Raw genomic sequence first — 18,394 nt, 5'->3', positions numbered from 1 at the left:
TGGCGTGTTGAGGATCAGGAACTGCGGATCGTCCCATCAGGGCTTGCCTGATCCACCGCCGCCGGCAGGTGTTGCGCCAGGATATTCGCCACCTGATCTGTGGGCACGCCAAGCTTCTGCGCCAGCGAGACGAGATACTCGTTCGATAGTGCGGAACGGATTTCATCAGGCGTGATCGGCTGGTTTTCGCCGCGCCCGAGCCAGGAATTGACCTGCGATCCGAGGCCGGCCTCGTTCAGTTTCGCCACCACTCCGTCCAGCCCGCCGAATTGGGAAAAGGCATCGGACATCAGGCCGCTGAGGCCGCCCGGATGGCTGCTGATCGCCTTGCTCAGCATGCCGCCCAAATTGTCAAAGAAACTCATGGTATCCTCCGTGTGGATCGTTGCCGACGCCGCCTTCAGGCGACGCCGACGATTGCCGAGCGAAATGACGTCAGGACTTCAGTTTGCTGTTGCAGATGCTGTAATAGCCGCCGCCCTTCTTGATCCAGGTGAGGCCGTTCAGGGTGTTATCGGCCTTGTTGGCTTTGTATTGGTCGAGACAGGTATGCATTCTCGCCTTGCCGGGCGACTCGCTTGCGTATTTCGCTGAAACCTTCGTGGGGAAGACCACACCCTTCGGGGCTTTGGTCGTGGTGGCCGCCGGCTCGGGTGCATTGTCGGTGTTGGCCATCGTCGGCTCTTCATCCTTGGCATCGCCTGCAGCAGGTGCCGCGGGCGTTGCCGCTGCATCGGTTCCGCATTGCGCCTTGCGGAAATCATTCCATTTCATTCCGTTCAGGCTGTTGGCCTCTTGCGCCGCTTTGTATTTGGCGCTGCATTCCTTCATGGTCAGGGCATTCGCGTGAGACGCGAAGGTGAATGCTCCGATACCAAGGGCGATGGCTGTTCCGATAGAAGCAAGCTTGATCATGAATACATCCTCCACGAACTGTGTTGATGCCGACACCTGAACGCGGGCACACACGCCGTTTGGGTGGGTACCGTCAGGCCACTCCAGATCGCGGAGCAATACTGTCAAATTTTAGGCGATCATTATATAAGTGCAGAATAAAACAGTATTTTTTGATGTAAACACGCTGCCAGCCCGCTTCCAACCGGGCGAATGGTCCCTCTGGGGTGGACCTGTCCGATCAGCTTCCTATCTCTCCCGGCAATACGAGGCGCAGACGCGCGGAGGAGGAGTGAAATGTCCTATGTCGATGGTTTCGTGGTGGCGGTGCCGAGGGAGAATATCGAGGCCTATAAGAAGTTCTCGACTTTCGCCGGCTCGATCTGGAAGGAATATGGCGCGCTCGAATATGTCGAATGCCTCGGCGACGACGTGCCCTATGGAGAATTGACCTCCTTTCCCCGCGCCGTGCAGGCCAAAGAGGACGAGGTGGTGGTCTTTTCCTGGATCACCTATCGCTCTCGACAGGAGCGCGACGAGATCAATGCCAAGGTGATGGATGATCCGAGACTGAAGGGCGACGGCTGGCAGATGCCGTTCGATGGCAAGCGGATGATCTACGGCGGCTTCGAGACGCTGCTCAAGCTCTGACGCCCACCTTCCAAATTTCATGTGCTTGATGTTTCAATCTGCACGATAAGCGTGCATAATTTCCGCGGGGCTCAGCCGGCCGCCGGCTGCCTCGTTGGGGGGACGGAGATGCAGCGACGTGATTTCATCAGGGGATTGATCGTTCTTGGCGCCTGTCCGGCCTGTGCCCGGGCGGGCTTTGCCGCCGAGGCTGGGAATTGGAGTTATGAGGGACAATCCGGCCCGGACCACTGGGGCGCGCTGGAGCCTGAGAACGCTGCCTGTTCGGCCGGTTCGCAGCAATCGCCGCTCGACCTGACCGGCGCCGTCAAGGCTGTGCTTCCGCCGCTTGCGATCGACTGGAAGCCGGGCGGGCAGATCGTCAACAACGGCCACATGATACAGGTCAACATGCCTGACGGCAGCAGGCTTTCGCGCGGCGGCAAGAGCTACGAGCTACTGCAATATCATTTCCATGCGCCGAGCGAACATCATGTCGATGGCAGAAGCTTCCCGATGGAAGTCCATTTCGTCCATAAGCACCGGGAAAGCGGCGCGCTAGGCGTGCTCGGCGTGTTCATCACGCCGGGTGCCGCCAATGCTACTTTCTCGCGGCTGGCCGCCGCCTTTCCGAAAACATCGGGCGGCGAAGCGGCGGTCGAAGATGTCGATCCGAACGGGTTGCTGCCGAAAGAATTCTCCTACTGGTCCTATGAGGGGTCGCTGACGACGCCGCCCTGCAGCGAGATCGTCGACTGGATGGTGGCGAGACAGCCGATCGAGGTCGATGAGAAGGATATAAAGACCTTCACGGCGGTCTATCCGATGAATGCCCGGCCGGTGCTCGCCGCCAACCGGCGCTTCATCCTGTCCTCATTTTGAGGCAAAGCATTAGCTTGCCCGGGAAGGCCTGATTTGCCTGGCAAGCTTGATTTGCCCGGGCAAGCTTGACTTGCCCGCAGCGGCGCGCCAACTCGCGGGAATGTCATTCCGAGACGGGAGAGCGCCTTGCCCCAGACGATCCTTACCCTTCCCACATCAGGACAGGGCCTTTACGAATTCACAGACCAGGCGGGCGCCTTCGTACGCGCGGCGGGCCGGGAGGAAGGGCTTCTCACCGTCTTCGTGCGCCACACCTCCTGCTCGCTGCTGATCCAGGAAAACGCCGATCCCGACGTGCGCACCGACCTTCTCGCCTTCTTTCGCCGCCTCGTGCCGCCTGCCTCCGATCCCTCGATGGGCTGGGTCGTGCATCGGGACGAAGGACCGGACGATATGCCGGCGCATATCAAGTCGGCGCTGACGCAGGTATCGATCGGCATTCCCGTCGCCAGGGGGCGCCTGATGCTCGGCACCTGGCAGGGCATCTATCTCTTCGAACATCGGGACCGGCCGCACCGGCGTGAAATCGTCCTGCATCTCAGCCCCTGAAAAGGGTTAATCCTTCTGAATGAGAAGTGAATGCCCGGTTCGAACGCCATTCAGTTTGCAGCGTTTACTGTCGAGACAATCCCTGAAGGGAGAGCTTGGGTAAAACCGATCGACGGAGACACTCCATGACGCATTTCCTCACCAAGGCTTCGCTTGCCGCAGTGCTGGCGCTCTGCTCCATTCCGGCCACTGTTTCCACCGCGGCCGCCGCGGGACCGCAGACGAATCTCGTCGTCGAGGCGCAATATCATCGCCCGATATATGGCTGCTCGCCAATGCGGGCGGTGCGCAAAGCGCATTATCTCGGCCTGCGGGATGTCCGCATTGCCCGCATGTCGCCGCGCGTCGTCGTCGTTGCCGGGCGCGACCGCCGCGGCTGGGACAGGATCACCTTCGCGAATGTCCGAGGCTGCCCGCTGATCCGGCGCTGAGGCGGCACTTGGCGCCGTTTTGCCTTGACGGCGCCACTTTCAGCCGTCTTGTGTCTAATCCGTATGGGTGATTCCCGCATGATGTGCGGCGTGATGCGGAGTGGGAGGGCGGCTCGGCCGCACGACCTTAAAGGAGAGGTTCTTAAATGATGCAGTTTCTGGCAAAGGCGGGTCTTGCCGCCATGCTGACAGCCGGCACCCTTGCCGGCACGGTGGCCCCGGCTGCCGCCCAGTTCAATATCATTATCGGTGAGCCGGACCGTGGTCCGCCGCCGGATTACCGTCGCCCGCCGCCGGATTATCGCCGTCCGGGTCCGCCGCCCGGTTACGGCCGGCCGATGCGCGGCTGCGATCCGCGTCTTGCCGAAGATATGGCCCGGGATTACGGCTTCCGCCGCGCGCGCGTCGTCGATATCACCCCGCGCCGCGTCATCGTACAGGGCTGGACACGTCGCGGCCCCGACGAGATGAGCTTCGGCAACGTGCGCGGCTGCCCCGCTCTGCGCCGCTACTAAAACCATTGCCGCCTCGTCTCCCCGATGCGGCGGCCAAGAACCGCCTTTGCCCGTCTCCCCAGGTCGGCAAGGGCGGTTTCTTTTTGTGCGGCCAAGCGGAAGAAACGATCTCCTTCCGCCCGGCCAAAGGCTTACTGGCCGATCGCGAAGGTCACGGTGACGCTGACATTGTAATTGTTCTCGCCGCCCTGGACGGGAACGGCGCCGTCTGAAGCTTCCTTCATCATCGTGGCGCGATAGACCGGCTGCGGCAGCGGGCGCGGCACATTTTCGTTGATCTCGATGATGCGGCCGAGCTTGACGCCGGCGGCTTCGCTCAGCGTCTTCGCCTTCTTCACGGCATCGGCAACGGCATTCTTGCGCGCCGTTTCGAGGGCTGCTTCCGGCTTGTCGTTGGTGAACTGGATGTCGCCGCCCTGGTTGATGCCGAGCGTGACGGACTGGTCGATCACCTGGCCGAGCTTGGAAAGATCGCGCAGGCGGACGGTGACGGAGTTGATGGTCTGGTAGCCGATCAGCTGCGGCTGCGCGGGCTGGCCGTCGGTCGGCTGCGGATAATTGTATTGCGGCTGGATCGAAAAGCCCGAGGTCTGCAGATCGCGTTCGGCAATGCCGCCGTCCTTCAGCGCTTTCAGCACCTCGTTCATCGCCTTGTTGTTCTCATCAAGCGCTTCGCGGGCGGTTTTCGCCTGCTTGACGACGGCGAGATTGACGACGGCCATGTCAGGCGCCACGGCCGATTCGCCATCCCCCGTCACCGAGATCACCGGTTCGCGCGGCTTTGCCTCCTGCGCCGATACAGGCGCTGCGGCCGCCAGCGGCAGGGCCAGAAGGGCAGTCATTACAATAGTCTTTGATAGAATCGGCGCCATGTTTTCATTCCCTAGTTGTCGTTTCCCGGATGAGCTTTCTGTCGGTTGATTGTGAAGCTATTGCGGCGGAAAAGACAGGCGCATGTGTATCGGGGGAAAAATGTGAGGGATGCGTGCGTTGGGGCGCGGAGACGAGGAGAGAGTGTGCCGTGTTATACCCCCCTCTGCCCTGCCGGGCATCTCCCCCACAAGTGGGGAGATTGGCAGGAAGCCATGCCTCGCCCCAAATTTACGATTCATGTGACGGCCGGTTGTTTGGGGAAGCCATCGCGCCCAGCCAATCTCCACCCTTGTGGGGGAGATGCCCGGCAGGGCAGAGGGGGGTGACCATCGCACGCCGGTAAAGCTGCAAGCAAACAACACTCCTCCCAACGTAAACCAACTTGGCAACACGACCGCTTCCCAAATCCCGCAAAGCTGCTAGCAATGGCAGCGGGTTAAGAAACAGACGGCGGCCGCTTCAACACGGGCGCCCAAGGGGCTTCCGGACACAAAGTGGCCGGCGAGGGGGCAGCATGCGTTTCATGGCAATTCTTTCGATCGTCCTCGCCATCGCGTTGGCGGGGTGCACTCAGGTGGCGGAAAAGGTGGAGAACGCCGCCAACCGCTCTTACACCAGCTATGCGCTGGGCAAGCCCTATGCTGATGTCGCCAATCTCGGCCAGTCGCCGATGGCGCAGCTTTCGGGCTCCGAAGCGACCTTCGGGCCGATGATCGGCGCGACGCCGTTGAAGAACGGCATGACGATCTACCGGCACATGGCGCCGGCCGCCAAGACCGAGACCGGCACGAATTTCGCCGGCCTGGTCGGCAGTTCCACGGTTTCGCAGAACAACCGGCTTTCCTATTTCCTGGTGGGTGCTGACGGGATCGTCAAGGATTGGGCGACGGGCTCGGTGCAGGGCAGCGCCAGCGACTGCGTGCAGTATATCGGCGGCATCATCAAGCGCTGCAGCGATATGCGCCAGCTCCAGGCCTCGCTCGCGCTCTACGACATGCGTGTGGCGACCAAGGGCGGCCAACCCATTTCCAGCTGGGGCGAGCCGGCTGCACCCGTCGTGAACTGAGGGGGAGGGCCGGCCGGGATAAGGTCGTTTGCCTTATCCTGTGGCCAGCGGACGCGTTGACGATCAGGCGCCGAAATCATCCATGAAGGATGGATGGATGGCGGGCGTGCGTTCTTCGCGGGCTTCGCGAATGCGTTGGGGAACAGCCCCGAGACCGCTAACGAAACGGCTCAGGAGCCGGCGGTTGAAAAGTTTCTGTATGGTACTCATTGCAATTCACTCATTCTTTTTTTTGTTAGCCGGCAGCGTATATTTTGCGCAGGCTGCCGGAACAATGGGCAATTTTGCATGACAGTTATGTGACAGCGCATGGCTTGAGAAGCGGCCTGTAAGGCGATCACATTGACGTTAAGAGGGGTCGCCCAGGCGGTCGGGCGCTATACATCGTCCACTTGGGGCAAAGTCATGCCCTTGCGAAGGAGAAGCTCAGATGACCCGATTTTTCGCATTTATCACAGTGGGAACGCTGATAAGCCTTGCCACGATCACTTCGGCCTGCACCTCGTCCGGAAGCCTCGACCAGACTTCGTCGATTGGTGGCTATTATGAGAGCCAGCCGCTTAATCCGGCTTGCGGGGGTGGGTTCAGGCCTAGTGATGGGCGGTCTTGTAGTTATTAGAAATGTGTGCCGATCGGGCATGATGCCGCGGACGAAATCGTGTGATCGCCGGGGCATTCGGGAATTAATTTAGGTCACTACGCTTTGGCTCGGGGCACTCTCGAACGGGGGAGCGGCTGGGAACAAGGCATCTAGAACGTTTTTGTCGACGGATACTCCGGCAAAACTTAGAGATATCAAACTCTTTGATTTTGCAGCAATCTGCACATCATCGATATCAGACATGAGGGCAAGCGCTTCGTCGAGTTTTCGGTCATTTCTGAGCTTATCGAAAAACTCGACCATTAACTCTCGTGCCTTGTTTGATTGCACAAAGAACAATGCGGCGACGGCATCAATTATTGCGCCTGCAACGAGCGTAAATATTGGCTTTGCGGCTGTATCAATCCACGATTCGCCACTTCCTGTATTTTGAAGAAATAGACCTATAGAGAGAGCGATAATTGCGAAACCCAGGGAAGCAAATATTAGACTGAACCAAAAGCTTATTTTGGATTGTGACAGGCCTTGAGCGTGATACTCCCTCATCAGCGCCGCTTGAGGTGATGAACCCTGAGCAACATCATCCTTAATTTCTTTCAAAATGGTCTCGCGCGCTCGCCGTTCGAAATCGAACTGGAGTGCGCCGAATTTAATTCGGCCTCTGCTGAGGAAAACAAACGCGGCAAGAAGTGCCGTTAACCCCACGATTAGCGGCAAAGCGCTACTAAACACAGTTATTATTTGTTCGTTGAGTTGCATGCCGATCCTCATCTATGAAGGCTATATATAAAGGGAAATAGCCTGTCTCACATCATAGCGATTGAGTGTTCGATGCTTCATCGGGCGTTCTTCAACAAGAGATTGCATGTGTTCCCGATATGTTCTATTGTGCATTTTAGCTTATTCTTAATACCATCACTCGTTGATTCAATCACGTGTGGTGGCGCCTATGACCGCAAAGTTTTTCGAAGAGCGCGGTGATCAGTCTGTAGTGAAAGCTGAGATTGTTCAGAAGTATTTCGCAGCGTGGGCGAACATCGTTCTTCCCGCTACTCGAGAATTTGGGGGAGGGAAAATTGCCTATATCGATTTGTACGCGGGACCAGGTCGTTACAAGGACGGAGCGGCGTCAACACCTTTGCTCGTGCTTCAGAAGGCGATCGAAAGCCCAAAGATAAGCGAAGTGCTGTTGGCTCTATTCAATGACATGGACCAGAACAATACGCAGACTCTGCAGGCCGAAATCAATGGCTTGCCAGGCATCGAAAAGTTGAAGCATCCTCCGATCGTTAACTGCAACCCAGTAGACAAGGACGCTGAGGAATATTTCGCAAAAACGCGGCTCATGCCTTCCTTCACCTTTCTGGATCCGTTTGGGTACAAAGGCCTGTCCTTGAAGCTCGTTAACGGCGTCATCAAAGATTGGGGATGCGACTGTGTCTTCTTTTTCAACTACAATCGCATCAATCTGGGCATCTCGAATCCGATGGTCGAGGATCATATGGCGGCACTTTTCGGGAGCGCCCGAGCGGCCGAACTCAAAGCGCGGGTCGAAAGGACCAAGCCTGACCTCCGCGAGCAAATGATCCTTGAGGAACTAGCGAACGCATTGAAGGAGATGGGAGGTACGCACGTTCTGCCGTTCCGTTTTCGCAACGACAAGGGACGTCTTACACACCATCTGGTTTTTGTATCCAAGAGTTTCGTAGGCTACAGAGTGATGAAAGAAATCATGGCGTCCGCAAGCTCTAAATCCGAACAAGGAGTCGCTTCCTTCGCCTACTCCCCCGCGGATATATCCATGCCGCTCCTGTTTGAACTCGCTCGTCCGCTAGACGACTTAGAGGGGATGTTGAGGCAAGAGTACGCCGGGAAAACTAAATCCATGCTGGATATCTATGAGCAGCATAGCATAGGGCGGCCCTACCTGAGTAGGAACTACAAGGAAGTCCTCAAGAATATGGAAGATGCAGGCGCAGTGACGGTCAGGGACCCAGCCGGCAAAGCCCGGAAAAGTGGAACTTTCGCGGACCGCCTGTTGGTAACCTTCCCGAAAGCAGACAAGTAATGGGAACAAATTCGAGAATTGAGTGGACCGAAGCGACCTGGAACCCGGTAGCTGGCTGCAACATCGTATCTCCCGGCTGCACCAACTGCTACGCAATGCGTATGGCGGAGCGGCTGGAACTGATGGGGCAGGAAAAGTATCGAGGTCTAACAAGACGAAGTGGCGGTCGCCCAAAGTGGAATGGGCGAATTCGGCTAGACGATAACGCGCTGGCTATTCCTTATTCTTGGAAAACCGGTCGTATGATCTTCGTAAATTCGATGTCAGACCTGTTTCATGAAGACGTCTCGGTCGATTTCGTCAGCAGGGTCTTCGACGTTATGAAAAATTGCTCGCAGCACACCTTCCAGGTTCTTACCAAACGGTCGGATAGGCTGCGTTCGATTGCGGACCGGCTTGATTGGCCCGCCAACGTATGGATGGGCGTGAGTGTCGAGAACGGCGACTACAAGCACCGTATTGATGATCTGCGCGCTACACCTGCTGCCGTAAGGTTCCTGAGTCTTGAGCCGCTGGTCGGAGACTTAGGCGTCATTGATCTTTCCTACATCGACTGGGCTATCGCTGGAGGCGAGAGCGGCCCCGGCGCGCGCCCGATGGAGGCTGTATGGGTGCGTTCGATCCGCGATCAATGCGTTGCGGCCAATGTGGCGTTTCATTTCAAGCAATGGGGCGGCGTAAACAAGAAGCGGGCAGGCCGCGTTCTCGACGGGAGGACTTGGGACCAGTTCCCAACCTCGGCCGCTGCATAGTAAGAAAAAAATGGTGGGCCCGGAGGGACTCGAACCCCCAACCAAGCGGTTATGAGCCGCCGGCTCTAACCATTGAGCTACAGGCCCTTGGCGCCGGAGGCCGGCACCGGGATGCCGGGGCAATGGTTCCCGCAGCATGGGTTCGCTCTAACGCAAATTGCTGGGAGCCACAAGCGGAGAGCGCAAGCATCTGTGGACGATGCATGTTTCATCGGCGGAAGCACTGGAACCTTCTCGCGCAGGCCGCACTTATGCGAATCGCATACCGCATGAAAAGGACGATCTGAGATGGTGGGTTTGAACAGTGCCGTGGTGCTCATCGTGGAGGACGAGCCGGTAATCCGGTTCAACGTCCTCGATGCGCTTGAGGACGTCGGCCATGTGGCGCTGGAGGCGGCGAATGCCGATGAGGCGCTGGTGGTGCTGAAGGGGAGGCAGGATGTCGATATCCTCTTCACCGACGTCAATATGGCCGGTTCGATGGACGGTATCCAGCTTGCCAAGCGGGTGAGAGCGATGCGGCCGAACATCGGCATCATCATCACCTCGGGCTTGGTGCAGCTCGATCCGATGGCGCTGCCGGCCAATGCCGCCTTCCTGCCGAAGCCCTATATGCACGACGCCCTGATTTCGGCGATCGATTCGCTGATGACGTGACGCGGCGCGCAGCCCGAAAACCTGTTGCGGGTTTTCGGGCTGCGCGCGGGGGCGCCGGGAGCATGCTCGTCTTCAGATGCGGCGGAGGGAACCTCAGCTGAAGCTGCTCTTCAGCGCCTCGTTTTCATGATGGGCCTTCTTTTCGTAGATCGTGAACAGGGCCATCGAGAGGAGATAGGAGAGGAAGGGATCCCCTATCTGCGTGGCGATGTCACGCGATGCGAGCACGTGGCGCTCCAGGGCGACGATATCTTTCTGCATTGCGGTGTTTTCAGCGAGGCGGTTCATGCTGCCATCTCCAGGAATTGGGTCACGACCGAGCGGGCCGGCACGTGCCTGACATAAAGGGGGAGGGTCAGGCCGAGGGCGGCGCGCATCTTGCGCAGCACGCGGTCCGACACTTCGAAGGCGCCGCAGCAGACGGGGTACTTGCCATAGCCGTCTGCGCGGCCGAGTTCTTCCACTTCGGCGCCTGCGCGCTTGTAGACGCGCTTGAGATAGGGTTCGTAGTTGGAAATCATTGTGTGGATGCCGTGATCGAGCGCGCATTCACAAAGGGCGAGCAGCATCATCGAGAAGGCGCGGCCGGCGTCGATATTCGGGAAATCCCGGGCGATCGCCTCTTCATCGATGCACATGCGCGTGCCTTCCCAGATGCCGGGGGCGATGAGATCGGCGGCAGCGGGGAACGTCTCACGGAAGACGTCGTAGAGAAGGGTCGGGCCGGTCGTCGGCATCAGGCGCATGCCGCCATAGAGACGGGTGCGGCTGTCGTTGCACCAGACGAGATAGGCGGGCGAAAGAGAATCGTAGCTATCGCGCTCGTAGGGGCCGATGACAGGAACATCCCAGCCGAGCGTATCGGCGAAGACCTTCTTGCGCAGGCGAAACATCTGGTCGAGTACGGCAGCGTATTTCTGATACTCATGTGCCTGAATGATAGCGAACATTTTGCCCTCCAGCGTTTGCAAGTCCGTGGAAAGCAGAATGGTTCAGGCGGGCCGGATCGGAAATTCCCTCAGATAGGCCCCCCCAGATGGGGGGATTAGCCCAAAAGTATGATGAAACGGGTCAGGACACGTGCAGCCGCGGCGCGGCAAGGACCGCGACGCTCCGGCTCTTTTGATCGAGGCATCGTGCTTTCCGAAAACAGATTGGATTTTCGGGCCGCGCTAGGGATTGATGATGCGCAATTGCACGGCCCGCGAGGCGGCGGCCGAAATCGTGGCGCAGCCGAGCTTGAAGCGGGCGGTCTTCAGGTAATCGCGCGTGGTGTGCTCCGATATGCCCAATATGACCGAGATGTCCTTGTAATCCTTGCCGAGAGCCGTCCAATGCAGGCATTCGATCTCGCGCGGCGAGAGCGCCGGCACGGGATCGTTCTCGCCGTAGAGCTCGTAGACGGCTTTCCGATGGATCAGATGGGCGATCTCGATCCATTCGTTGCGGTAGCGGCGGACCAGCTCGACCCATTCCTCCTGCGGTATGCGGGCATTCACCGACAGCAGGGCGCGGCGCTGTGCCTTGTCGGCGACGGGAATGGAATAGCCGTTGCCGCCGATGCCGTGCTTCTGGGCGTCGACCAGCATGGCATAGGCCTCCGGCGTTGGCTCGACCTCGCTCCAGTCGAAGGGCAGCTGGCGTTCGAAGCCCTGCTTGACGATCGGATCGACCTTCACATAGCTGTTGAGGAGGTAGCGCGAGACCCAGGCATCCGGATAGGTGGTGCGCACGAAGGGGGAATCGATCTTGCTCGCGATCGTCTGGGCGAGATGGTAGGTCACGAAATCGAGCGCATATTCGGCCTGCAGAATGCGGATGGCGGCATCCACATTGGCCGCGCCCTTGATCTGTTCGAAAGCGGACTCGAACTTTTCGCTATAGGTATTCTCGCTCATTTCCTACCGCCCCAATTCCTCAAACCTAACGTGACTTTCGTAACAAATACAAGGCATCCCCACATATGCGGGGAATGACTATTTCGGCCCCATCTGTTAGCGCCTTCATGAGGAGACCTCATATGGACAGCAAGAGACCATTCGAGATTGTCGAATGCCAGCAGGCGGCCAAAGGCCTGAAATCCAGCTGGCAGGACATGGCTGGTTCCGAAGCGCTGATCCGCGCGCTCGTTGCCGAACGCAACGGCGACACCCCGCTGGCGCTGTTCTGGACTGCAGTCCATAAAGCGCTCTGCGAGGAAAGCAACGCCTTCTGAAAAGGCGCTGCGAGCGGGCTCCGGCTTCTCCCCCCGATTTCCACAGGCTTGGCCGGACATCGAAACCGGCACCCGCGTCGCGACCAGCGAGGCCTTGCCACGGGTGAATACGTTTTCATCTTACTCCCGTACCCGATCTGCTTGGAGCACCGAACGGCGGCATTCCAAGGAGGTCAATGAGATTCGACATTCCTCCATCGATTTGCGCCGTTATGCTTGACGAAGCGTTTCCGACAGGCGCAATGGTGGCTGTGTAAACGGTTACACTGTGTCGCGGCGGTGCATGTTGGCGGAATAACATACGGCGTTCAGGAGCTGTTTCCCATGTCTGCCGCCGCCGGCACGAATGATTCGGGATGCCCGGGAGTTGTGAGCACAACGGAATTGAAATGACTGAAAAGCGCGTGCATCTCATCTTCAAGACCCATCTCGATATCGGTTTTACCGACCATGCCGAGAAAGTCCGCCGGCAATATCACGAGCGCTTCATCCCGCAGGCGATCGAGACGGCCAAGCATTTCCATGCCGAAAATCCCGACGTGCCGAAATTCATCTGGACGACGGGCGCCTGGCTGATCTGGGACCATCTGAATTCGCGCTCGGCGGGAGAAGTCGCGGCACTGGAGCAGGCAATCGGGCGCGGGCTGATCCGCTGGCACGGCCTGCCGTTCACGACCCATACGGAGCTGATGTCGCCGGATCTCTTCCGGGCCGGCCTTTCCTATGCGCAGGAGCTCGACCGCCGCTTCGGCAAGATGACGATTGCCGCCAAGATGACCGACGTGCCCGGCCATACGCTCGGCATGGTGCCGCTGCTGGCAGAGGCCGGCATCCGCTTCCTGCATATCGGCGTCAATACGGCCTCACCGCCGCCCGATGTGCCCGACATCTTCCGCTGGCGGGCGCCTGATGGCGAGGAGGTTGTTGTCATGTACCAGCGCTCCTATGGCGAGACCTGTTTCCCCGACGGGTTTGCGGACGGGCTGAGCTTTGCCCATACCAACGACAATATCGGCCCGCAGAGCGTGCCGCAGACAGCTGAAGCCTATCGGGAGCTACGCGCCCGCGAGCCGGACGCGGTCATCCGTGCCGCGACGCTCGAGGACTATGGCGCCATCCTCTGGGATGCGCGCGAGCGCTTTCCCGTCGTCGAGCTCGAACTCGGCGACAGCTGGATCCATGGCTCGGCCAGCGATCCCATCAAGACGGCGCGGTTCCTGGCGCTGCAGCGGCTCTATGATAGCTTCGCAGCGGATGGTCTCGATGAACGGCGCCTTGCCTTCGGGCGCGGGCTGGCGATGGTGGCCGAGCATACATGCGGCGTCGATATCAAATCCTATCTGCGCGACGAAAAGGCCTGGTCGCGGGCCGACTTCGAAGCCGCGCGCCGGTCCGATTATCGCTTCGCCTATACCGAAGCCTCATGGGACGAGCAGCGGGCCTATCTCGACCAGGCGGTTTCGGAACTGGACGAGACCGACCGGAACGCCGCCCAAGCCGCGCTTGCCGAATGCGCCGCACCCGCCGTGGTCGAAGGCGGCGGGCGAGATCTTATCCTCAGGGCCGGCGGCTGGTCGATCGCGCTCGACGCTGTCAGCGGGGATGTCGCCGAGATCATCGCGCCCTCCGGCAGGAGGATTGCCGGCCGTGACGGTTCGCTGATCGCCTATCGATACGAAAGCTACGATGCCGGCGACATTGAGCGGCACATGCAGACCTATCTGACCCATCGCGAGGAATGGGCGGTGCTCGACCACGATAAGCCAGGGCTCGCCCGCTCGGGTGCTGCACTTTCCAAGGTCTTTCCGCCGGTGCTGGAGGCGACGCAAGGGGCGGGCGTGCTTCTGTCGATGCCTGATGAGGCGGTGCAGGCGTATGGCGCGCCGGCGCATGTGATGCTGCATTTCACCGCTGCGGGCGACCGGCTCGAACTGCGCCTGACATTGCGCGACAAGCCGGCCAATCGCATGCCGGAGGCAAGCTTCCTCTCCTTCACGCCCGAAGACGCCAGGGACTGGAGTTTCCTCAAGATGGGCCTCTGGCATCGATCGCAAAACATGGCGCCGGGCGGCGGGGCGCAATTGCAGGCGGTGAGCGCCGCGCGTGGCGATCTTGGCGGAGATCGGCTCACGATCGAAACCTTCGATGCGCCGCTCGTTGCGCCTCAGAGCTGGGATTTTATGACGTTCTGCCGGACGCGGCCGGATTTTGACGCCGGCATCCGCTTCAATCTGCACAACAATAAATGGGGAACCAATTTCCCGATGTGGTGGCAGGGAGATTTTCAGGCTCGCTTCCGGCTCAGCATGGACTGAGCCGGAAGCGAGGCAAAGGTCAGCCGACCTTTGTCGAAGGATTGACCCAGTCTTGTCGCGGCATTTCGGGCCGCGGCTGTTTCGGGCGAAACTTCACCAGCACCTCGCGGCCATCGGCGGAGGCCTTCGTGCGTTCCAGAGCATTGCGTTCAGCAACCGCCTGGCGCCAGTGTTCGTCATCACGGCCGTGGGGACGGCCGTGTTCTTCCCAAATCGCGTAGGCTCTTTTGCTGATCCATTCGTGGCGTCTGTCGCTCATCTATCCGTTCCATTCCATTGGTGAAAGAAAGTTATTCGGCAATTCTGTCTGGCAGAACCGGCTGACGGCGCTTGGCTGCCATCAACAGGTCGAGCTCGATCGAGGAGGGCCCGAAACGGGTGAACAGGCTTTCTGCCTGCTCGCTGCGCAGTCCATATTTGGAGGCGAATTCATCAAGGCTATAGGGGCGGCCGCGCAGGATTTTGCTTCGGCGCTCCGGTTCGCGAATTTGCGTCATTGTTGGTGATCCCAGTCGGTTTGGCGAGTTGTGAGAACAAAACAGATTACAGCCATAAAAGTTCCGTGAATTTTCAGGGTTTTTTGGCTGCGGCGTGCCATTCCCGAGCGATTTCGCGCTGATGGCATAGAATTTTAACGATGGCGCCCACCCAGAAAATTTCAACTAAAAAATGAAGCTAAATCATAGCGTTAGGAAATTTGCTTCCGCGACCGGGGATAAATGGCTTTATCCCCAGCGCGTTACTCTATAGAATCAATAGTGTTATTCGGTTCGCAGGGGGCAAAATGTTCGCCGTTCCCGCGTCGATGCGACCGATACCGGAGGACTTTGGCTTCAATCCATCAAGAGGAGACAGACATGATGAATGCCCTGCCGCCACTTCATGACGGCCACGCGCCGTTTACCCTCCAGCAGCTGTTTCGCGAAGCGCTGTATGCTTTTGAGGAATGGGATAGCGAATTGACCGAGCCGATCGTGACTCACGAAGGACGGGTCATGCCCATCAGCTTCGTTTTCGAAGCCATGCGCGAATGCACCGACATCGTGCCGATGAACATCGTCGGCGCCGTCACCGAACGGCTGACCAAGCCGTGGGAGGGCGAAGGCCCGCTCGACCAGATGACCTTTTCGACGGCTGCGCGCGTCATGCGCGTGCTGGTGCGCAAGCGCCTTCTTGCCAATGGCACCGCGGATCTCGTCGCCGTTTCGGCCCACGCGGCCGAAGATCAGAACCGTGACTGACAGAATTGGGATCGCGGCCACGGCTGCGATCCTTTTCCGCTTGTCAGCGGAACCTCGCTCATTCCCAGCCGTTAATCCGGCAGCACGGCCGCATCAAGAAATGGCCTGGGAATGAGCACATGCTGAAATCCATCGTTCATGAAATTATCGGCACGCCCCGGCGCGAGCCGGCTCTCCCGCGATCGCTCGAGCAGTTTCGCGACAACAAGCGCGTGCTGATCATCTTTGCCGATGCGCAGGACGACCGCCCCCTCATCCAGGACGAATGGCTGCGCAAGGCGCAAATGCGCCTCATCGAGGAAGACATCGAGGTATTCACCATCGCCGGCGGCGGCGCCTTTGCGCTGTTCGACGATGACTGGGAGCTCGATGCAGATGATATTAGAGAGCGGCTGCAGGGACCGCCGTCCGGCGAGTTCGGGCTGATCCTGATCGGGCGCGACGGAACCGTCAAGCTGCGCTCCAGCGAGCCGCGCACCATGGAGGAAATCTTCAAGGCTCTCGATGACCTGCCGAAGACGACGCCCTGGTGACTGCTTGAAACTTCGCTTCGTTCGGGTGCGGATATGTGAAAGCTGTCCGCGCCCTTTCCACGTTCAGAGTTCGAAGGCCTCTTTCAGTCCAAGGCTTTTGCGTTCGCGCAGGTCGAGATCGGCCTCGATATGGGCGATGTGGTGCAGCATCAGCTGGCAGGCGCGGTCGAGATCCTTGGTTTCGATCGCCGAGATGATGTCGCCATGTTCCGAATGGCCGCAGCTCGATGCGGTCGACTGGCCGTAGAGGGCGATGACAAGCGAGGAACGGGCGACGAGTTCCTCCATGAAGCGCTGCATGATCGCATTGCCGGAGACTTCCGCCAGCATCAGATGGAAATCGCCCGATGCCTTGATCTCGGCGCGGCGCGCCGTCTGGCCGCGCTCGCTCATCAGGCGGCCTTCCTCCAGCAGAAGCTCTTTCATGCGCTTGATATCGATGGGGGTGATCCGTGCTGCCGCCTCGCGCAATATGCCCGGTTCGACCAGGCGGCGGGCGGAAAAGATCTGGCGGGCTTCCTCCGGCGAGGGATAGGCGACGAAGGCGCCGCGGTTTTTCTCGACGCTGACGAGCCCTTCATAGGAGAGCGCCTGCAGAGCGGCGCGGGCAAGCGTGCGGCTGACATTGAAGAGATTGCCCACATCGCTTTCCGACAGCTTGGTGCCGGGCGAAAGCCTGCGCTCGACGATCGCATCGCGAATAGCGTCGCGGATCTGTTGTGCGCCGGTTTCGGAGGTATCTTCGGACAGTGCCTTGGCGGCGGATTTCATCAAATCGTTTCCTGGTGAACGTGCAAACCATATCCGGCTTCGCGGCAAAAGTTAAACGAATTTGCGTTCGAAATGACGGTTAAATTGTATACGATTTTTTGCACGAATTGAGGACGAAAGCCTAATTCATGTGCATATGCAGGTCTGCCTATAAATCGCTCTTGTGTGCCGGCTGATGCTGAAATCCTTGCTCCATAAGGGTTTAAGAGGACGCAACACAATCTGGCACGGCGGATGCATCGCCCTTTTCGAACAGGGGAAGGCATGATGTCGAAAGCGGCAGAGATCGATATAGTATCCGTTTCGAAGGTGTATGGCGCGACGACGGCGGTCCATGCGATCAGCCTGAAGATTCCGGCCGGCTCCTATTGCTGCTTCCTCGGCCCGTCGGGCTGCGGCAAGACCTCGACGCTGCGCATGATCGCCGGCCATGAGAGCATTTCTTCGGGCGATATCCGGCTCGGCAACGTCGTCGTCACCGATTTTCCGCCGGCCAGGCGCGGCACGGCGATGATGTTCCAGTCCTATGCGCTGTTTCCTCATCTCGACCTGATCGACAACGTCGCCTTCAGCCTCAAGATGAAGGGCGTCGACAAGGCGGAGCGCCGCGCAAAAGCGCTCGAAATGCTGAAGCTGATGCAGATGGAGTCTTATGCCAACCGGCGTCCGGCGCAGCTTTCCGGCGGCCAGCAGCAGCGCGTGGCGCTGGCGCGCGCGCTGATCACCGATCCGGAAGCGCTGCTGCTCGACGAGCCGCTGTCGGCGCTCGATCCGTTCCTGAAGATCCGCATGCGCGCCGAACTGAAGAAGCTTCAGAAGTCGCTCGGCATCACCTTCGTCCACGTCACCCACAGCCAGGAAGAGGCGATGGCGCTCGCCGATGTCATGGTCATCATGAACGACGGCCGGATCGAGCAGGCGGCTGCACCCCGCGAGGTTTTCGAGCGGCCGGCAACAGCCTTCGTCGCCCGCTTCATGGGCGACCACAACGTGCTCTCCGGCCGAGTGACATCGAGCGAGAACGGCGGGATCGTCATGACCGTGCCGGAGGGCCAGAGCTTTTCCGTGCGCGGAACGGGCAGGGAGGTCGGCGAGCCTGTCGATATCGGCATCCGCACAGACCGCGTCCGCCTGCAGGTGGCGACCGAATGGACGCTCGGCTTCAACGGCATCGTCTCCAACATCGAATATCGCGGCTCCTCGGTGAAGATCACCGTTCTCGGCGCCGGCAGCGACGACTTCACCGTCATATCAGACGACAGCGATTATTTCGACCGGCCGGTCTCGGTCGGCGATTCCGTTGCGCTCAGTTGGGCGCTCGACGATGCGGTGCTGCTCGGCCGTGCCTCCGCATAAACCATCACCATCAAGAACCATGAACCTTCAAGAAAAGGGGAACTG

At 59.3% G+C, this 18,394-nt stretch carries 26 protein-coding genes and 1 tRNA gene; 15 read left to right on the top strand and 12 right to left on the bottom strand.

The features are described from left to right. Positions 1-14 precede the first annotated feature (14 nt). Positions 15-365: a YidB family protein gene (locus EFB14_RS01775; protein ID WP_126822184.1), complete on the bottom strand. Its 351-nt coding sequence runs from the start codon at positions 363-365 to the stop codon at positions 15-17. Positions 366-435: 70 nt separating this feature from the next. Next, a complete protein-coding gene (locus EFB14_RS01770) occupies positions 436-915 on the bottom strand; it encodes a hypothetical protein (RefSeq protein WP_126822182.1) in 480 nt (159 codons plus the stop codon). A gap of 276 nt (positions 916-1,191) precedes the next feature. Here EFB14_RS01770 and EFB14_RS01765 point away from each other — a divergent pair, with 276 nt between their 5' ends. From EFB14_RS01765 to EFB14_RS01745, 5 genes are all read left to right on the top strand, one after another. Next, the gene (locus EFB14_RS01765; protein ID WP_125843492.1) at positions 1,192-1,545 is read left to right on the top strand and encodes a DUF1428 domain-containing protein; all 354 of its coding nucleotides are present in this window, start codon (positions 1,192-1,194) and stop codon (positions 1,543-1,545) included. A gap of 108 nt (positions 1,546-1,653) precedes the next feature. Continuing rightward, positions 1,654-2,406, top strand: coding sequence for a carbonic anhydrase (locus EFB14_RS01760; protein ID WP_126822180.1), 753 nt, complete (start codon positions 1,654-1,656; stop codon positions 2,404-2,406). 126 nt (positions 2,407-2,532) lie between these two features. After that, on the top strand, positions 2,533-2,955 hold the full coding sequence (locus EFB14_RS01755) for a secondary thiamine-phosphate synthase enzyme YjbQ (protein WP_126822178.1): 423 nt from the start codon (positions 2,533-2,535) through the stop codon (positions 2,953-2,955). Between the two features lie 125 nt (positions 2,956-3,080). Beyond that, positions 3,081-3,386, top strand: a complete 306-nt coding sequence (locus EFB14_RS01750) for a hypothetical protein (protein WP_126822176.1) — start codon at positions 3,081-3,083, stop codon at positions 3,384-3,386. A gap of 146 nt (positions 3,387-3,532) precedes the next feature. Beyond that, positions 3,533-3,901 carry a hypothetical protein gene (locus tag EFB14_RS01745; RefSeq protein WP_126822174.1) on the top strand — a complete coding sequence of 123 codons (369 nt, stop codon included), beginning with the start codon at positions 3,533-3,535 and terminating at the stop codon, positions 3,899-3,901. Between the two features lie 131 nt (positions 3,902-4,032). Here the strand turns inward: EFB14_RS01745 and EFB14_RS01740 are convergent, their stop codons facing one another. Beyond that, positions 4,033-4,773, bottom strand: coding sequence for an SIMPL domain-containing protein (locus EFB14_RS01740; protein ID WP_126822172.1), 741 nt, complete (start codon positions 4,771-4,773; stop codon positions 4,033-4,035). A 515-nt stretch (positions 4,774-5,288) separates the two neighbouring features. On the opposite strand from EFB14_RS01740, the gene EFB14_RS01730 reads away from it, so the two are divergent. Further along, a complete protein-coding gene (locus EFB14_RS01730; RefSeq protein WP_126822170.1) occupies positions 5,289-5,840 on the top strand; it encodes a hypothetical protein in 552 nt (183 codons plus the stop codon). A gap of 63 nt (positions 5,841-5,903) precedes the next feature. Here the strand turns inward: EFB14_RS01730 and EFB14_RS32770 are convergent, their stop codons facing one another. Continuing rightward, entirely contained in the window at positions 5,904-6,050 is a 147-nt protein-coding gene (locus EFB14_RS32770; RefSeq protein ID WP_164737477.1) for a hypothetical protein, read from the bottom strand. Positions 6,051-6,270: 220 nt separating this feature from the next. Between EFB14_RS32770 and EFB14_RS01725 the strand changes: the two genes are divergently transcribed. Next, positions 6,271-6,459 (top strand): hypothetical protein, encoded by a 189-nt coding sequence (locus tag EFB14_RS01725; RefSeq protein ID WP_125843499.1) that lies wholly within the window; start codon positions 6,271-6,273, stop codon positions 6,457-6,459. A 69-nt stretch (positions 6,460-6,528) separates the two neighbouring features. Here EFB14_RS01725 and EFB14_RS01720 read toward each other — a convergent pair whose 3' ends face one another. Next, positions 6,529-7,200 carry a TRADD-N-associated membrane domain-containing protein gene (locus tag EFB14_RS01720; RefSeq protein WP_126822168.1) on the bottom strand — a complete coding sequence of 224 codons (672 nt, stop codon included), beginning with the start codon at positions 7,198-7,200 and terminating at the stop codon, positions 6,529-6,531. 190 nt (positions 7,201-7,390) lie between these two features. Here EFB14_RS01720 and EFB14_RS01715 point away from each other — a divergent pair, with 190 nt between their 5' ends. Both EFB14_RS01715 and EFB14_RS01710 read left to right on the top strand, forming a co-directional pair. Next, entirely contained in the window at positions 7,391-8,509 is a 1,119-nt protein-coding gene (locus EFB14_RS01715) for a three-Cys-motif partner protein TcmP (RefSeq protein ID WP_126822166.1), read from the top strand. After that, on the top strand, positions 8,509-9,261 hold the full coding sequence (locus tag EFB14_RS01710; RefSeq protein WP_126822164.1) for a DUF5131 family protein: 753 nt from the start codon (positions 8,509-8,511) through the stop codon (positions 9,259-9,261). Before EFB14_RS01715 ends, EFB14_RS01710 begins: the two co-directional genes overlap by 1 nt. Before the next feature lie 11 nt (positions 9,262-9,272). Here EFB14_RS01710 and EFB14_RS01705 read toward each other — a convergent pair. After that, positions 9,273-9,348: transfer RNA gene (locus EFB14_RS01705), tRNA-Ile, on the bottom strand. A gap of 201 nt (positions 9,349-9,549) precedes the next feature. Here EFB14_RS01705 and EFB14_RS01700 point away from each other — a divergent pair. After that, positions 9,550-9,918, top strand: coding sequence for a response regulator (locus tag EFB14_RS01700; protein WP_126822162.1), 369 nt, complete (start codon positions 9,550-9,552; stop codon positions 9,916-9,918). A gap of 93 nt (positions 9,919-10,011) precedes the next feature. On the opposite strand, the gene EFB14_RS01695 is transcribed toward EFB14_RS01700, so the two are convergent. From EFB14_RS01695 to EFB14_RS01685, 3 genes are all read right to left on the bottom strand, one after another. Further along, a complete protein-coding gene (locus tag EFB14_RS01695; protein ID WP_126822160.1) occupies positions 10,012-10,206 on the bottom strand; it encodes a hypothetical protein in 195 nt (64 codons plus the stop codon). After that, a complete protein-coding gene (locus EFB14_RS01690) occupies positions 10,203-10,868 on the bottom strand; it encodes an acyl-homoserine-lactone synthase (protein ID WP_125843505.1) in 666 nt (221 codons plus the stop codon). The genes EFB14_RS01695 and EFB14_RS01690 overlap by 4 nt, the downstream gene beginning before the upstream one ends. 222 nt (positions 10,869-11,090) lie before the next feature. Further along, a complete protein-coding gene (locus EFB14_RS01685) occupies positions 11,091-11,816 on the bottom strand; it encodes a LuxR family transcriptional regulator (protein ID WP_126822158.1) in 726 nt (241 codons plus the stop codon). Positions 11,817-11,938: 122 nt separating this feature from the next. On the opposite strand from EFB14_RS01685, the gene EFB14_RS01680 reads away from it, so the two are divergent. Continuing rightward, positions 11,939-12,133, top strand: a complete 195-nt coding sequence (locus tag EFB14_RS01680; RefSeq protein WP_125843507.1) for a hypothetical protein — start codon at positions 11,939-11,941, stop codon at positions 12,131-12,133. 389 nt (positions 12,134-12,522) lie between these two features. After that, a complete protein-coding gene (locus EFB14_RS01675; protein ID WP_126822156.1) occupies positions 12,523-14,448 on the top strand; it encodes a DUF5054 domain-containing protein in 1,926 nt (641 codons plus the stop codon). 19 nt (positions 14,449-14,467) lie between these two features. Here the strand turns inward: EFB14_RS01675 and EFB14_RS01670 are convergent, their stop codons facing one another. Beyond that, a complete protein-coding gene (locus EFB14_RS01670; RefSeq protein WP_126822154.1) occupies positions 14,468-14,707 on the bottom strand; it encodes a DUF2934 domain-containing protein in 240 nt (79 codons plus the stop codon). Between the two features lie 31 nt (positions 14,708-14,738). Beyond that, positions 14,739-14,945, bottom strand: a complete 207-nt coding sequence (locus EFB14_RS01665; RefSeq protein WP_125843510.1) for a hypothetical protein — start codon at positions 14,943-14,945, stop codon at positions 14,739-14,741. 360 nt (positions 14,946-15,305) lie between these two features. Here EFB14_RS01665 and EFB14_RS01660 point away from each other — a divergent pair, with 360 nt between their 5' ends. Together EFB14_RS01660 and EFB14_RS01655 are read left to right on the top strand one after the other, a co-directional pair. Next, positions 15,306-15,689 carry a BRA0787 family protein gene (locus EFB14_RS01660; protein WP_126822152.1) on the top strand — a complete coding sequence of 128 codons (384 nt, stop codon included), beginning with the start codon at positions 15,306-15,308 and terminating at the stop codon, positions 15,687-15,689. 119 nt (positions 15,690-15,808) lie between these two features. Further along, entirely contained in the window at positions 15,809-16,222 is a 414-nt protein-coding gene (locus EFB14_RS01655) for a DUF4174 domain-containing protein (protein ID WP_126822150.1), read from the top strand. A gap of 63 nt (positions 16,223-16,285) precedes the next feature. Here EFB14_RS01655 and EFB14_RS01650 read toward each other — a convergent pair whose 3' ends face one another. Continuing rightward, positions 16,286-16,993 carry a GntR family transcriptional regulator gene (locus EFB14_RS01650; RefSeq protein WP_126822148.1) on the bottom strand — a complete coding sequence of 236 codons (708 nt, stop codon included), beginning with the start codon at positions 16,991-16,993 and terminating at the stop codon, positions 16,286-16,288. A gap of 267 nt (positions 16,994-17,260) precedes the next feature. Between EFB14_RS01650 and EFB14_RS01645 the strand changes: the two genes are divergently transcribed. Continuing rightward, positions 17,261-18,349 (top strand): ABC transporter ATP-binding protein, encoded by a 1,089-nt coding sequence (locus EFB14_RS01645; protein WP_126822604.1) that lies wholly within the window; start codon positions 17,261-17,263, stop codon positions 18,347-18,349. Positions 18,350-18,394 lie beyond the last annotated feature (45 nt).

The sequence above is a fragment of the Rhizobium fabae genome, assembly GCF_003985135.1.
Lineage (GTDB): Bacteria > Pseudomonadota > Alphaproteobacteria > Rhizobiales > Rhizobiaceae > Rhizobium > Rhizobium pisi.
The sequence above is the reverse complement of the archived record's forward strand: the minus strand, read 5'-3'. Positions and strand labels throughout refer to the sequence as shown.

Bases quoted from the DNA above. Each gene is read 5' to 3' on its own strand.
- EFB14_RS01775 (WP_126822184.1), bottom strand. From the start codon at position 365: ATGAGTTTCTTTGACAATTTGGGCGGCATGCTGAGCAAGGCGATCAGC.
- EFB14_RS01770 (WP_126822182.1), bottom strand. From the start codon at position 915: ATGATCAAGCTTGCTTCTATCGGAACAGCCATCGCCCTTGGTATCGGA.
- EFB14_RS01765 (WP_125843492.1), top strand. From the start codon at position 1,192: ATGTCCTATGTCGATGGTTTCGTGGTGGCGGTGCCGAGGGAGAATATC.
- EFB14_RS01760 (WP_126822180.1), top strand. From the start codon at position 1,654: ATGCAGCGACGTGATTTCATCAGGGGATTGATCGTTCTTGGCGCCTGT.
- EFB14_RS01750 (WP_126822176.1), top strand. From the start codon at position 3,081: ATGACGCATTTCCTCACCAAGGCTTCGCTTGCCGCAGTGCTGGCGCTC.
- EFB14_RS01745 (WP_126822174.1), top strand. From the start codon at position 3,533: ATGATGCAGTTTCTGGCAAAGGCGGGTCTTGCCGCCATGCTGACAGCC.
- EFB14_RS01740 (WP_126822172.1), bottom strand. From the start codon at position 4,773: ATGGCGCCGATTCTATCAAAGACTATTGTAATGACTGCCCTTCTGGCC.
- EFB14_RS01730 (WP_126822170.1), top strand. From the start codon at position 5,289: ATGCGTTTCATGGCAATTCTTTCGATCGTCCTCGCCATCGCGTTGGCG.
- EFB14_RS32770 (WP_164737477.1), bottom strand. From the start codon at position 6,050: ATGAGTACCATACAGAAACTTTTCAACCGCCGGCTCCTGAGCCGTTTC.
- EFB14_RS01725 (WP_125843499.1), top strand. From the start codon at position 6,271: ATGACCCGATTTTTCGCATTTATCACAGTGGGAACGCTGATAAGCCTT.
- EFB14_RS01720 (WP_126822168.1), bottom strand. From the start codon at position 7,200: ATGCAACTCAACGAACAAATAATAACTGTGTTTAGTAGCGCTTTGCCG.
- EFB14_RS01715 (WP_126822166.1), top strand. From the start codon at position 7,391: ATGACCGCAAAGTTTTTCGAAGAGCGCGGTGATCAGTCTGTAGTGAAA.
- EFB14_RS01710 (WP_126822164.1), top strand. From the start codon at position 8,509: ATGGGAACAAATTCGAGAATTGAGTGGACCGAAGCGACCTGGAACCCG.
- EFB14_RS01700 (WP_126822162.1), top strand. From the start codon at position 9,550: ATGGTGGGTTTGAACAGTGCCGTGGTGCTCATCGTGGAGGACGAGCCG.
- EFB14_RS01695 (WP_126822160.1), bottom strand. From the start codon at position 10,206: ATGAACCGCCTCGCTGAAAACACCGCAATGCAGAAAGATATCGTCGCC.
- EFB14_RS01690 (WP_125843505.1), bottom strand. From the start codon at position 10,868: ATGTTCGCTATCATTCAGGCACATGAGTATCAGAAATACGCTGCCGTA.
- EFB14_RS01685 (WP_126822158.1), bottom strand. From the start codon at position 11,816: ATGAGCGAGAATACCTATAGCGAAAAGTTCGAGTCCGCTTTCGAACAG.
- EFB14_RS01680 (WP_125843507.1), top strand. From the start codon at position 11,939: ATGGACAGCAAGAGACCATTCGAGATTGTCGAATGCCAGCAGGCGGCC.
- EFB14_RS01675 (WP_126822156.1), top strand. From the start codon at position 12,523: ATGACTGAAAAGCGCGTGCATCTCATCTTCAAGACCCATCTCGATATC.
- EFB14_RS01670 (WP_126822154.1), bottom strand. From the start codon at position 14,707: ATGAGCGACAGACGCCACGAATGGATCAGCAAAAGAGCCTACGCGATT.
- EFB14_RS01665 (WP_125843510.1), bottom strand. From the start codon at position 14,945: ATGACGCAAATTCGCGAACCGGAGCGCCGAAGCAAAATCCTGCGCGGC.
- EFB14_RS01660 (WP_126822152.1), top strand. From the start codon at position 15,306: ATGATGAATGCCCTGCCGCCACTTCATGACGGCCACGCGCCGTTTACC.
- EFB14_RS01655 (WP_126822150.1), top strand. From the start codon at position 15,809: ATGCTGAAATCCATCGTTCATGAAATTATCGGCACGCCCCGGCGCGAG.
- EFB14_RS01650 (WP_126822148.1), bottom strand. From the start codon at position 16,993: ATGAAATCCGCCGCCAAGGCACTGTCCGAAGATACCTCCGAAACCGGC.
- EFB14_RS01645 (WP_126822604.1), top strand. From the start codon at position 17,261: ATGTCGAAAGCGGCAGAGATCGATATAGTATCCGTTTCGAAGGTGTAT.